Origin of the sequence: Streptomyces sp. NPDC051109, from assembly GCF_044455885.1 — a bacterium.
Classification (GTDB): Bacteria; Actinomycetota; Actinomycetes; order Streptomycetales; family Streptomycetaceae; genus Streptomyces.
On record NZ_JBITFF010000028.1, the window covers coordinates 1 to 12,662 of the forward strand.

At 67.8% G+C, this 12,662-nt stretch carries 13 protein-coding genes and 1 pseudogene; 5 read left to right on the plus strand and 9 right to left on the minus strand.

Translation table 11 applies throughout. The annotated features are described in order from the left end of the window. Positions 1–366: 366 nt before the first annotated feature. Complete coding sequence (locus ACIBAD_RS33240) at positions 367–882, minus strand: RICIN domain-containing protein (RefSeq protein ID WP_398910543.1); 516 nt, start codon at positions 880–882, stop codon at positions 367–369. Between the two features lie 821 nt (positions 883–1,703). Between ACIBAD_RS33240 and ACIBAD_RS33245 the strand changes: the two genes are divergently transcribed. After that, complete coding sequence (locus ACIBAD_RS33245; RefSeq protein WP_398910483.1) at positions 1,704–2,090, plus strand: peptidoglycan-binding protein; 387 nt, start codon at positions 1,704–1,706, stop codon at positions 2,088–2,090. 361 nt (positions 2,091–2,451) lie between these two features. On the opposite strand, the gene ACIBAD_RS33250 is transcribed toward ACIBAD_RS33245, so the two are convergent. Then, positions 2,452–3,009, minus strand: a complete 558-nt coding sequence (locus tag ACIBAD_RS33250; protein WP_398910485.1) for a TetR/AcrR family transcriptional regulator — start codon at positions 3,007–3,009, stop codon at positions 2,452–2,454. A gap of 73 nt (positions 3,010–3,082) precedes the next feature. Here ACIBAD_RS33250 and ACIBAD_RS33255 point away from each other — a divergent pair, with 73 nt between their 5' ends. After that, positions 3,083–4,240 carry an FAD-dependent monooxygenase gene (locus ACIBAD_RS33255; RefSeq protein WP_398910487.1) on the plus strand — a complete coding sequence of 386 codons (1,158 nt, stop codon included), beginning with the start codon at positions 3,083–3,085 and terminating at the stop codon, positions 4,238–4,240. Positions 4,241–4,458: 218 nt separating this feature from the next. On the opposite strand, the gene ACIBAD_RS33260 is transcribed toward ACIBAD_RS33255, so the two are convergent. Then, positions 4,459–4,977: a hypothetical protein gene (locus tag ACIBAD_RS33260; RefSeq protein WP_398910489.1), complete on the minus strand. Its 519-nt coding sequence runs from the start codon at positions 4,975–4,977 to the stop codon at positions 4,459–4,461. Between the two features lie 328 nt (positions 4,978–5,305). Between ACIBAD_RS33260 and ACIBAD_RS33265 the strand changes: the two genes are divergently transcribed. Together ACIBAD_RS33265 and ACIBAD_RS33270 are read left to right on the plus strand one after the other, a co-directional pair. Further along, complete coding sequence (locus tag ACIBAD_RS33265; protein ID WP_398910490.1) at positions 5,306–5,674, plus strand: hypothetical protein; 369 nt, start codon at positions 5,306–5,308, stop codon at positions 5,672–5,674. A 76-nt stretch (positions 5,675–5,750) separates the two neighbouring features. Next, a complete protein-coding gene (locus ACIBAD_RS33270) occupies positions 5,751–6,101 on the plus strand; it encodes a PRC-barrel domain-containing protein (RefSeq protein ID WP_398910492.1) in 351 nt (116 codons plus the stop codon). Between the two features lie 233 nt (positions 6,102–6,334). Here the strand turns inward: ACIBAD_RS33270 and ACIBAD_RS33275 are convergent, their stop codons facing one another. From ACIBAD_RS33275 to ACIBAD_RS33295, 5 genes are all read right to left on the minus strand, one after another. Then, positions 6,335–6,859 carry a hypothetical protein gene (locus ACIBAD_RS33275; protein ID WP_398910494.1) on the minus strand — a complete coding sequence of 175 codons (525 nt, stop codon included), beginning with the start codon at positions 6,857–6,859 and terminating at the stop codon, positions 6,335–6,337. Between the two features lie 251 nt (positions 6,860–7,110). Beyond that, a complete protein-coding gene (locus ACIBAD_RS33280) occupies positions 7,111–8,277 on the minus strand; it encodes an IS630 family transposase (RefSeq protein ID WP_398910496.1) in 1,167 nt (388 codons plus the stop codon). A gap of 203 nt (positions 8,278–8,480) precedes the next feature. After that, the gene (locus ACIBAD_RS33285) at positions 8,481–9,392 is read right to left on the minus strand and encodes an SDR family oxidoreductase (protein ID WP_398910498.1); all 912 of its coding nucleotides are present in this window, start codon (positions 9,390–9,392) and stop codon (positions 8,481–8,483) included. After that, positions 9,389–10,012, minus strand: a complete 624-nt coding sequence (locus ACIBAD_RS33290; protein WP_398910545.1) for a TetR/AcrR family transcriptional regulator — start codon at positions 10,010–10,012, stop codon at positions 9,389–9,391. The genes ACIBAD_RS33285 and ACIBAD_RS33290 overlap by 4 nt, the downstream gene beginning before the upstream one ends. A gap of 652 nt (positions 10,013–10,664) precedes the next feature. Next, positions 10,665–11,429: a hypothetical protein gene (locus ACIBAD_RS33295; protein WP_398910500.1), complete on the minus strand. Its 765-nt coding sequence runs from the start codon at positions 11,427–11,429 to the stop codon at positions 10,665–10,667. 72 nt (positions 11,430–11,501) lie between these two features. Here ACIBAD_RS33295 and ACIBAD_RS33300 point away from each other — a divergent pair. Further along, positions 11,502–11,843: pseudogene (locus ACIBAD_RS33300) on the plus strand (tyrosine-type recombinase/integrase); the annotation flags it as partial. 378 nt (positions 11,844–12,221) lie between these two features. On the opposite strand, the gene ACIBAD_RS33305 reads toward ACIBAD_RS33300, so the two are convergent. Continuing rightward, a complete protein-coding gene (locus ACIBAD_RS33305) occupies positions 12,222–12,653 on the minus strand; it encodes a hypothetical protein (RefSeq protein ID WP_398910502.1) in 432 nt (143 codons plus the stop codon). Positions 12,654–12,662 lie beyond the last annotated feature (9 nt).

Consider the following 12,662-nt stretch of genomic DNA (forward strand, 5'->3'; position numbering starts at 1 on the left):
CCCGCGGAGCGGGTACCTGAGCGCTGCGCGCTCAGGAGAGAACGGCCTCGCTTCGCTCGGCCAGGCGCCTTCGGCGCCTGGCCCTCCGCTTCGCTCCGGGCAGTGGCCGGCCCTTCGGGCCGGTGTCCTGCGCTTCGCTCCGGACTGGTTCGGGGTTCCGCTGCGCTTCACCCCGAACGGCCTGCTCCGCAGGCCTGGGTGACCCCGTTTCACGGGGTCCGGGCCTGCGGCCCGTTGGGCGGGTCCGCTTCGCTCCCCCGCCCAGGTCCTTCCGGCTTCGCCGCCAGGACCAGCCCGCTCCGCGGGCGCTTGCAGTCAAGTCCACAGTATCGCGACCTGGCTCCTGGCTTGTGGGGTCCGGACCTATTACAGGTCCACTCTCACCCAGCCCTGATTGAGGGATCCATTCGTCGGCCAAATGATCATCTGAGTGCCTGACTGGCCGGACATACCAGGGGGCTCAACGGAATTACTGCCACTCTGCAGATTACTGTAAGATCCCATGGCCACATCTTGACTACGCCCATAATTGCAGGACCATACGATTACAGTCCCTGGATTATATCCATTCCAAGTGTCGAGACAGTTTCCATAAGAGTTGTACAGCCTGGAATACACCGTATCACCGGCATGAAGCGGCCCGAAATACCACCACTGCCCACGCTCTTCACGATTGCAGTTCTCCTGCGTTACCCACGCACCAGGCCCGCCCCCCGAACTCGCGTGCAGACACAGACCGCTGTTCATGTTTTTCAGCAACACCCACCCGCCGCTCGCAGAAGCGGGAGCCGCTGCAGCCAATGTCGTCCCCGCAAGCCCAACAAGCAAACAACCAGCAGCCGCAAACCGGCCAACGGTTAGCGAGAAATTCTTCAACATCATAAATCCTTCCAAGGGAGGCAGTCCCACCTGCCGAATGATCACTCCCACTATATGTGATCATGGACATGGCCAACCCTCCCTGTAGCAGCCACCAGCAGCCGAGCCTCCCCTTCGCTGATTCATTCTGTCTCTTAGCTAAAACCTGGAGGGAGTCCCTGGCCGCCCTAGGGGCCAACCGCACGTGGTTGTTGTCGCGGATCAGTTGCGACACCGCGTCTCCCTGTCCAGCTCAACTCATCCCGGTGACACCACTCGCACCGCATCGCACTGTCCCCAAGAGCCGCCCCTCGCCGGCCTGACCAGCCCAAACCGAACACTGCCCGGAAGGACACCAGCTGCGGCCCGCTGGACAACCACCCGCGGTGTCGCAGTGATGGAGCCGCTGTTGGCCGAGGGGTGCCAGGGCGCGTTCACCAGTCCTGGCCGGCGATCGGCTCCGCAACCCTCGTCCATGCACCGCTGGCAGGATTCCGGCCGAGTGCGTACAGGCAGGCATACCGGCCCTGGAACTGAGCTTCGGTGGTCGCTTGCGGGTGCGGCGTCGTCGGCCGCCGGGAGGCGCCCCCGGCCCGTGAAACGGACGACCTCGCCCCATGGCACGCGCGGGGGTCCGTCCACCATCGGGTTGCGATCACATCCGCTGCGTCGGTCATACGCCCGTCTGACCAGCCCAGACGGGCAGACGGGCAGGGATTGGCCGAGAACGTCCGGTTGCGGCCCATGATCACTGGAATATCACGCCGACACCGGCATAGGTTCGCGGTCCCAACCCAACGGCGGGCTGCCCCGCCCCGTTCGAAGGACTCCACTTGCGTCAGCGCATGAGGCTTTCTCTGCTCACCGCCGCCGTGCTGGCAGCGGCTCTGCTCCCGGTCGGCTCAGCAACGGCCGCTCTGGCCGCATCCACCACCCCGCAGGCACCGAACGCGGCGACGGCCACCTGCCAGGAAACCCTCGATGGCGTGTACTGCGGCTACGACCGCAGCAACGCCTACACCGACCGCGGCGACTCGGGCGCCAGGGTGAAGGAAGTCCAGGCACTGCTGATCTACCACGGCTACTCGGTCGGTTCCACCGGCGTAGACGGCCAGTTCGGAGCAGGCACAGAGTCCGCCGTGAAGCGCTTCCAGACTGCGAAACACCTCACCGTTGACGGCAAGGTCGGCGCGAACACCTGGTCCTGGCTCCGAACCGAGCGCTACCCCTAAACGCTGGACGCCAACCAACCCTTGCCGTCATACCGCTGTGACGGCATGACGGCATCGGTGGACCTACCTGCGACTTCCATGGTTCTGCAACCCAACGTCACACAAGCCTGCCTGAGCGCGTATCAGGCCCGGCGCCCGCGCAGGAACACCCACTGCAGCCTGACAGGCGCCCAGTGGGGCGTGTGGGGCCTAGAACGGAGCGCCTGCGGCCTGAGTCTCCGCCGCGGCTACCGCTACAGCTACGGACGGACGGAGGTGGCTGAGCGGGAGGACTTACTGATCGATTCAGAATGAGGTTCGTAGGCGGCGGAGACAGCTGAGGCTGCCAGCTGTTTCGAGCGGGACCGTGGACGCCTGGGGTCTAACGCAGCGCGGCGGCGACCAGCCCTTCGAGGGCCTCGCGCGGTACTTCGCCGCCGTTCACCAGTCGATCGAAGACCAGTCCGTCGATGCAGGTCAGCAGAGTGTGAGTGCGGTTCTCGACGTCGCTTACGCCATGCTCGGCGAGGAACAGCCGGACGGCCTTGCGGCCGGCGTTCTCGCGGGGCACGAGGATCTCGCGCAGTTCTTTGTCGCGCACGCTCTCCACGGCGCAAGCGTGGCGGGCGAGCGAGCGCCGGCGGCCCTCGCCGGTGAGCCGCTGTCGGGTGAGCGTCACCATGCCGTCCACCAGTTCCTCGACGGTACGCAGGGGTAGAAGCTCGTCGGCCGTCGTCTGCAGTTCCGCCTGGTCGAGTTGGACCAGGCGGACGACGAGTCCGGTCAGCAGGGCAGCGCGGGTGCGGAAGTACGCCGAGGTGGTACCGGGCGGCATGGCTGCTCTGCGGTCGACCGCACGGTGGGTCAGGCCGCGCATCCCTTCTTCGGCGAGGACGTCGAGAGCTGCGTCTGCGAGGAGGGTGCGCCGGTCGGAAGCCATGACCCCTTTCTACACCCGTAGAGACGCACGATAGAGTCCGCTTCTACGGATGTAGAAGAAGGGGGGGTTCGTCATGGGCAACACGGCAGTGGTGGTCGGAGGGGGAATAGGCGGGCTGGCCGCCGCAATCGGCCTGCACCGCATTGGCTGGGACGTGACGGTCCTTGAGCGGTCGTCACTGGTTGAGGAGACGGGGGCAGGCATTTCATTGGCTGCCAACGGCCTGCGGGCACTGGACGAGCTCGGGGTCGGCGGGGCGGTTCGGGACGCGTCGCGAGGACAGTACAGCGGCGGCACCCGGACACCCCGGGGCGGCTGGCTGGCCCGGATGGACGGTTCAGCACTGGAGAAGGCGGTGGGCACACCGATCATGGGCATCCCCCGCTCCACCTTGCACCGACTGCTACGCGAAGCCTTGCCCGCCGGGTCACTGGCGATCGGCTCCGAGGCGGCAACGGTCGAGCAGGCCGGTCCGGGGCCGGTTCGCGTCGGCTGCAGCACCACGACCCTGCAGGCCGACCTGGTGGTGGCGGCCGACGGTATCGGCAGCACAGTCCGCAACCAACTCTTCCCAGACCACCCCGGCCCGGTCCACAGCGGCTCGACGGTGCTGCGGGCGATCACCGAGCACGCCGTCGATCTGCGTACCGACTTCGAGCTGACCTGGGGCCGAGGCGCGGAGTTCGGACACATCGCATTCCTGGACGGGAGGGCCGAGTGGCACGCCGTCCTCAGCCTCCCCGCCGGAACGCGGTTCGCCGACCCCCTGACCGAACTGCGCCGACGATTCCACACCTGGCACGCCCCAATCCCCGCTCTACTCCACGCGACCCGACCCGAGGCCGTGCTGCATCACGACGTGAACGAACTCCGCATGCCTCTCCCCTCATACGCGGTCGGGCGGATCGCGCTGCTCGGCGACGCGGCCCATGCGATGACCCCCAACCTGGGACAGGGCGCCTGCCAGGCATTGGAGGACGCGGTCACTCTGGCTGCCGCCCTGGATGCCGAGTCCACCGTCGAGGCCGCGCTCGCCCGCTACGACGCCGAGCGCCGGCCGCGGAGCCAGGCCGTCGCGGTGGCCGCCCGGCAGGCCGGGAAAATGGGCCAGCAACTGTCCCACCCGCTGGCCGTCACCCTGCGGAACACGGCGATGCGACTGACACCGTCCCGGGTCGCCATACATATGATCCTGCGTCACCACGCCTGGGTCCCGCCCTCGCTGAACTGACCTGGCTCCCGTCCGCCACCCCACAGGCGCCTTCTGAGCCAAGTCAAGCTGCGGGTTGTCCCCTGCGCCACGGCTACCAGCCCAAACAACACAACTGATCCACCGGACAACCCATGCGGCCCAACGGACAAGCACACGCGGCGTCGCAGGCAGCCATCCCTTCTTCCGCCTGTCGATGGTCCTCCGCGTGTGCGGAGGCGGGTACGGGCAGCCCCGCATCAGATCGGGTTCAGCCGTGGCCCACGCAAGGCCGTAATGGTCGGTACACCCCCACCCGCCGAGCCGTCCGCGGCGGTGCCCCGCAGGTCGGCGGGCCAGGCCAGCGTCACCCGCAGGCCACCCGACCCCGACCGGAACCGCTCGATCAGCCGCACCTGGCCCAGCACCGTCAACGGCGCCGTCCCCGGCGCAGTCAGCCGGCCCAACGAGGCTCCGAACTCCCCCGCCGCCAAGGCGGTCAGCTCGTCGGCGTCCGCATCCGTAGACCAGCCGGACAGCTCGTCTTCCCCCTCTGCTTCGTCGGCAAGGACCAGGTGCGGGCCATCCAGCCGGAACCGGACCGTACGGCGGCCGGCGCCGACCACGACCAGCGAGGCCGCCGGCATGGCCACAGGCACACCGGTCTTGTCGTGGGCGAGCAGCCACGCCACGATCGCCGGCCGGTCGAACTGCGGGTGCACGTCCGTGCCGCCGGACGGGGCGGGGAAGTCGCCGTGCCGGCGGCGCCAGCACGCCACCGCTGGCCCGGCCCACCCGAGCCATCCGCGCCACCTCGGCCAGCAGCACCCGGTCCCGGCCCGGGACAACCGGGTCCAGGGCGGCGAGCAGGGAGCGGCGGCCCGCGCGGGTGGCGCGCACCGCCCGCCAGTCGACCGAGGGCCGGGTGATGGGGAGCGGGGCGACATCCTCGGCTGAGTAGAGCGGGACCGTGGTGACGCCGCCGTGGGGCTTGTAGCCGATCTCCACCGAGCCGACCGGGGCGACCCAACCGAGCCTGACCACCTGGTCCCAATCCGTCCTGCGCACGCCCAGGCGCACCGCGGCCTGGTCCGGGCCGAGGGGAACGTGCCGGTCGAGCAGGACCGGCAGGTCCCGGCGGCGGCCGAGGGCGGCCACCTGGTCCGGGTGGACGTCGGAGCACTCGGCGTCCCCGCCGAGGCGGACCAGCAGACCCGCGCGGACGAGGTGACCAACCGCCGCCGCGGTCACCCGCGGCCGGCACCGCAACGGCTCCCCCAGAGCCTGCGTCAGCCGGTCCGCCGCCACCCCGGCACCGATCGGACCCCGCAGCGCCGCGCGCACCTGCTCCGGGTCGGCGGCCTCCACCACCGCCCGCGACCACAACCCGCGGCCGGCGTCGGCCAGCGGGACCAGGCCCGTACCGGCCGCCCACCGCCAGGCCGCCAACCTCTAGATCGCATCTCCTACGAATGAAGCGCTTGGTGGACGGACACGCTGCTCAAGCATGACCTCGCGTTCCGCAGTACAGGTACTGACCAAGGAGTCCTCATTGAACAATGAGATGTGGAGCTACGTTCCGACCGCCGGTCATGGCCCGGACAGTGACCTCACGGGGTACAAGGTCGAAGCCACCGACGGGCACATCGGCAAGGTCGACAAGCATTCCAACGAAGTCGCCAACCAGTACATCGTCGTCGACACCGGCGTATGGATCTTCGGCAAGCACGTCCTGCTGCCCGCCAGCACCGTAACCGCCATCGACAACGAGGCGCGGCGGATCCTGGTCTCGCGCACCAAGGCACAGATCAAGGACGCGCCGGAGTTCGACAAGGAGAAGCACCTGGGAGACCCCGCCTATCGCGACCAGCTCGGCGGGTACTACGGCGGTTCCGGCCACTGAACTCGCTCAGAGCCGCTCCGACTCGGCGCCGGGACCCCTCCTCGTACTCGCGGTACTAGGCGTCCCGGATCTCCGATGCGCGCTCGTACGCCGTCGACTTGCGGGCACACCGCGTAAGCCGCGTACGCGTACGCGAGGGGCGGATTCACCTCCTGCGGGGGACACTAAGCGGGAGTGGCCGCCCCATCGGCGGCCACCCCCGAGGGAGTGCGCGCCAGGCCGTGACGGGCCGGTCAGCCGGCGGCTGCAGCAGGCCCCTGCCCGAAGGGCGGAACGTCCTGCACGCCCATGTCGACGCGCAGCCGCCGGAATCGGAGCGGGTGGCGCCAGACCCCGCCCCGGTCGGCGCTGATCTCGGCCACCAGGTCGGGGCGGACCAGGCGTACGTCCAGGACGTCACGGCTCCCCCAGGTCGCGGCGAACGTGACGCCCTCCCAGGGGTGTCCGGGGTCGGCGGCCGTCAGGTGCTCGGCGACCAGGCGGGCCGCCTCCGTACGCAGCGGTACGGTGCGGCCGACCGCGCGGAGCCTGCCGTCTGGGTCGTGGCGGCCCAGGATCAGGAGCTGGGGGCGGGTGAGGGTGCCGGTGACCGCGCCGATGATCGCCTCGGTGGTGTCCCGGTGTCTGACCTTGGTCCACGCCCCCCTGTAGCCCGTCACGTAGCGGCTGGTCTGGGGCTTGACCACGATGCCCTCCACCCCGGACACATCCGTCCACGTCTCAAGCCATTCCCGGGCCTCGGCCAGGTCGGTGGTCATCGGGCAGAGCGTCCAGGGGGCCGTCAGGGCGTGGTCGGTGAACAGCTGCTCCAGTAGAGCGCGCCGCTCCTTGTCGAAGGCGGAAGCGCGCAGGTTCGCGGATTCTGGGATGGGCGAACACGGAAACCCACCCCCCCATGTGGAGGCTGAGATGCCTCTGCGGGCGGGTTCGCTGATGCCGAGGCGGGGAGATGATGGGGATCTCTGAGAGCGCGCTAAGTGGTCGAGCTTGGAAGTCCTTCGGGGGTTGATCAAGCTGCCAGGGCGACGGAGGATTCTTCTGGGTGATCGGCGGTGTGTCGGTCGAGTCTGGCCAGCAGATCGTCCAGGTCGGAGGTGGTGAACTTCCACTGGAACGGCTGTGCCGTGGCGTTGTAGCGGTCTTCGAAGACTCGGAGCCGATCCCCGACCTGGGCAAGGTCGGTGAAGTCGTTGGGCGAGACGACCTTGCGCTGCACGACGGAGAAGAAGATCTCCACTTGGTTCAACCAGGAGGCGTGCACTGGGGTGTGGACCAGTACCGCGTTGGGAAAGGCGGCGGTCAGGCGGTCGGCGGCGGCCTTGCCACGGTGGGAGGAGCCGTTGTCGACGACCCAGAACACCCGCTTCGCGCTGGCGTAGGGTTCCTGGCTCATGACCTGGGTGACCAGGGCCATGAACGGGTCGATGCCGGTACGTGCCTCGGTGCGGCCGAACACCTTCGCGCGGTGAACGTCGTAGGCGGCCAGGTAGGCCAGGGCGCCGCCGCGGCCGTAGGTGTGGTTCACCCGCATGGCCCTCGCCTGCCCCGGTGCGAGGGTGGGATGGCAGCGGCAGCGGGCCTGTATGGAGGTCTTCTCGTCCGCACTGATGACGTATTCGTCCGCACCGAGGGGCGTGCCGTTGAAAGTGCGGACGTACAAGTCCGGCACGCGCTCGGCCTTGCGACGGAAGTCTGGGGCGGTGATGAAGATCCAGGAGCGGTGCTGCCAAGGCTTGATCGCGTCCCTGGTGAGCCAGCGACGCACGGTGGACGCCGACAGGGTCGGGACGATGCGGCGGGCGACGGCCTCGCGCGCCAGTTCCGGGCACGACCACCGCGACAGCGGCGTGCCGGTCTCGGCGGGCAGTTGGCAGGCCAGGGCTTTGACCTGAGCGGTCTGCAGAGTGGTGAAGGATGCGGGTCGGCCCGGGCGCTTACGGTCGGTGAGCCCGGGCAGTCCCTGCTCGGCGAACCGTCTCCGCCAGGCCCGGACGGTGTCCAAGTGAACCCCGGTCTCGCGGGCGATGCGTGCGTTGGCCTGTCCCTGCGCCGCCAACAGCACGATGCGTGCTCGTATCCGAGACTGATGGGGTGTCTTGTGACCCCAGGCTGCCTTTTTCAGCCGATGCCGCTGGGAGGCGGTCAGGGATATCGGGCAGGCGGCGGCAACGGGCATGCAGGCGGGCCGATCGGGGAGAAGTGGATCACGGTCGCCCCCTGTCGGCCCTGCCTGACCGCCTTGACTGTCGGTCCGGAAGCCTTGTTCAGAACCGCTGCGGTGTCAGCCCGCTTCAGCCGCAGTGCCCGAGACCTGCGCTACGGCGGAGACCGACGAGGGGACTTCGGTACAGGATCACGCCGGTGCGTTGCGCTGTGGCGTCACAGAGGGTCTCCCAGCGGCCCATGGTCCTCCTCCAAGGAGTTGGCCCAGTGGGCGGCGAAGTCCGGTTGTGTGCCGTCTGTGTCGGTGAACCCGTACTCCTTGTAAAGGTCCCAGGTGGCCAGGGCTCGCCCGCTCTTGGCCATGATGTCGGGGTCGGCGGCCAGTGCGGCAACCGCACGCCCCAGGTAGGCGGGGGTTTCGGAGTGGGCGAAGTTCGGGTCCTTGGCCACACCGTCCCGCCAGTTGGCCTCGGTCACTCCGAAGTGCTCCAGCATGGCCTCCGAGCGCAGGAAGCCCGGTGTGATCGCAACGGCCGCGATGTCGTGCGCCTTCAGCTCGGCGGCCTGTGCGACGGCGAGGCGGATCACCGCGGACTTCGCGAGGTCGTAGAAGAACGAGCCGCGGTAGCGGGCGGTGTTTCCATCGGTGACCTCCACGACCAGACCGCTCTTGCGGGCGACCATCAACGGAAGTACGCACCGGCTGGTGATCACGTGGGTCTCCACCGCCCGCCGCAGCAGCCGAAGTCCGGTATCGAGGTCCTGCTCCCACAACGGATGCGCCCAGTCCGTCAGCTGGTCCCCACCCCATACGGAGTTGACCAGGACGTCGAGCCGCCCGTCCTGTTCGGCCGCGATCCGGTCAACCAGGGCACGGACTTCCTCCGGGCGGCTGTGGTCGGTGCGGACAGGGATGCCGAGGCCGCCGGCGGCGGTGATCTTCTCGGCGGTCTCCTCGATGGTTTCCGGGCGGTCCAGGTCGGAGCGTGCGGCCATGGTGCTGCGACCGGTGACGTACACCGTCGCGCCGGCTGCCCCGAGCTCGCCGGCGATACCCCGCCCGCCGCCTCGGGTACCGCCGGCGACCAGGGCCACCTTCCCCGCTAACGGCCGTGTGGCGTTCATCATGATTCCTCCAGGTCGTGGCTGCGGCGGGGCGGGATGTGCGGGGCCAGTACGTTGTCGAGCTCTTGCCGGAGCCGCCGCGCGAGGGTGTCTTGGCGGTCGAGCGCCCATGTGAGGCCCGCACCGGCGGTGATCGCCTGGACGGACCCCGCCAACGCTGCGACGTCCGTCCCGTCCTGGAGTTCGCCCGCGGAGACAGCCTCCGCCAGCAGTGACCGGATCACTCGACCCTGGGCCTGGTGAACGGCCAAGGCATGCTCGTAAAGCTGCGGATCCGCGAGGTCCGTACACAGGAACGCCAGATGGTTCGCGAAGCTCTCAGGCGTGGCCATCGGAGCCATGGACTCCACCACCAGCGCCGCCGTCGCCCCGAGCACCGATTCGTGCTCCTCCCGCACCCGCCCGTGCAGCACGTCCGCGTCCTTCGCGGACTGCTCGGCGAGTGCCACAAGCAGGCCGTGCTTGGATCCGAACCGCTGCACGAGGGTGCCGGGCACCAGCCCGACCTCGCGAGCCACGGCAGCCAGAGTCAGCCCTGCAGGACCCACCCGGCCGATCACCTCGGCCGCCGCACGCAAGATCACTACATCCTCGACCCCTCGGGGGCGTCCGGCCACCGCCACTCCCTCATTAATAAATGCCTGTTCATTTATTAAACCCCGCGATCGTCCGCCTGGCAAACCGGCATCAGTCGCGACCGTGCTCGCAATGCTGTCCGTTTTGCCTGCCGCGCTCCAGCGTGAGCCGATCGCGCTCGCCGCGAGCGGCGGACGCGCCACTGCCCGTGCCCGGGGCCGCCTCGGAGGGCGCCGGCCCAGCTCGCACCAGACCAGGCGGCGTTTCGCAGCAGCTCTACCGCGACCGGAAGAAGATCACCGACCTGTTCGGTGTACCTCGCTCACGGCGTACGGGCACTTCGATCGGGAGAAGACCGGGCCGCGCCGACCGAAGAAGGCCATTGCCGCGAAGGGCGACTGGCGACACGGCTTCGCGCCCCACATACCCGTCGCCCTCGGTATCTGATCGGAAGGCACACCTGGCATCGGCTCCAGTCAACCCCCGAAGGACTTCCAAGCTCGACCACTAAGGGCTGTCCCGCAAAGCCTCAGGTGCCCCAGCTGACGCCTGCAAGGTAGCTCGGGACATGATGGCTCTCGTGACGAACAGCCCCCAGACGCCTCCAGCCCTGATCCCGGGCTATGACGGCGGTCCCTTCCACCACCAGCCCGGCCTTCTGGACGAGCGCCTGTTCTGGATGGGCCACCTGCACAACTACTACTCCGAAAGCGAGGAGGCCGAGGACCTGGTACGTGACACGGACGAGCAGGCAGCCGGAAAGCTCCAGTCCCAACTGTTGGCAGGCGACACCTGGCCCGTCTTCACCGGAATGAGTACCCGCCATCGTTGATCGGATAGCCGCCATCGGCCGTTGTCCAGGACGCGGGGCCGCACGGCCCCTGATCCTCCAAGCAGCGCCGCGGCAAGCCGCTCGGGTGCCTCGACGCGAGTGCGGGCGCACAGCGCCGCGGCCAGACGATCGACAGCGCCTTCCGGCAAGTTGTCGTCGCCGAAAGCGGGTAGCAGAAGGAGCAGCCGGGCGTGAGGATCGACGGTGCTGCCGCCCGGCAGGTGGTTGTCCGCAGCTGCGGTCAGCTCGGCCCAGGACAGGCCAGGGCCCATGAAGTGCCCGTCGTCCTGGGCCAGACGCTCGGCCGCATCCCAGTCCGGGTGGTACAGGAGGTAGTCAATGCCTTCGTCCCCCTCCAAGGCGCGGTACACCACGTACAGGGAGTGGTCGCCATGGAGCGGCACCGTGAAGACGGGCCAGGGGTCGCCTGCCAACAGTTGGGACTGGAGCTTTCCGGCTGCCTGCTCGTCCGTGTCACGTACCAGGTCCTCGGCCTCCTCGCTTTCGGAGTAGTAGTTGTGCAGGTGGCCCATCCAGAACAGGCGCTCGTCCAGAAGGCCGGGCTGGTGGTGGAAGGGACCGCCGTCATAGCCCGGGATCAGGGCTGGAGGCGTCTGGGGGCTGTTCGTCACGAGAGCCATCATGTCCCGAGCTACCTTGCAGGCGTCAGCTGGGGCACCTGAGGCTTTGCGGGACAGCCCTTCGTCTTCAGCACGCCGGCAGGAGGGCCGATCGATCCCGCGAACCTCAATCGCAGCTTCCGCGCCCTCCTCGACCGGGCAGGGCTCCGCCGGATTCCCTTCCACGACCTACGGCACTCCACCGCCACGCTCCTCCTGGAGCAGGGTGTCGAGCTCATCGTGATCAAGGAACTCCTCGGCCGCGCACACATCGGCGTCACCGCCACGGTCTACGCCCACGTCAGACTCCGCGTCCAACGTGACGCCATCGACCTCCTCGGCCGCGCACTCCACAACCCCGCCGCGACCGCCAACCAGCCCGACACCAGCGACAACCCGCCGCATCGCGCACCCCGCGTCCACTGACGTTGCCGTCAACTACTGCCGTCAAACAGCCCAACAGCCCCCCGCCGTGAATTCGGCGGGGGGCTGTTGGTGGCCCTGCTGAACGCGTTGAGGCGCCGGTGAACTATCTCCCTACACGAAGTCCCTCACGCGCCAGAAATTCAAGCCGATGGCCGCAAATTGCACTTGACCATCCTCATGGTCCCAGAAATCAACCTGGTTTGCGCAGCAGCCTTCGGCGACCGAGAATCCCCGCCGGTCAATGATAAAGACCCTCTCCGTAACAGAATTGCAGAGAGGGTCTTTAATTACACATTTGAAATAATCGACCCGCTGCTTGCTTACAGCTAGATCGCGCCGAGTAATCTAAATAGAGCTGAGGGTGAAATCAGCCTGACATCACACTGAGTCTCTGACCTCGACTTCGCGCAACCCGAATCCTTCTAGAATTGGAACGAGGTTATTCAGATACCACCCCACATCGCAAAACCTAGAAGAATCTGACAAGGGCTTCCTGTTGATGGTGGCCATGAATGAGACGGCTGACCTACCTGGATGGAATAGCAAGTCACCACCTCGCTGAGAGTCGCGAAGGAGGAGAGAGATGCCTACGGTCGCATTAGCCCATCGCACGTCGCCCATCTCCGCAATGATTGCGGGGAGGCTCGACGCCGAGACGTCCTTCCAGTCAAACATCCCATTCTCATCGAATAGACTTGAAGCCCCCCCTTCCCTGATAAACGAGATGCCATCGTCCTGCATCTTCCGCAACGCCGCCGACGTGTCGATCGGTGTGTCAAACGTGAAATCGATGCCAGTCAATGCGCCCACTTGGACTTA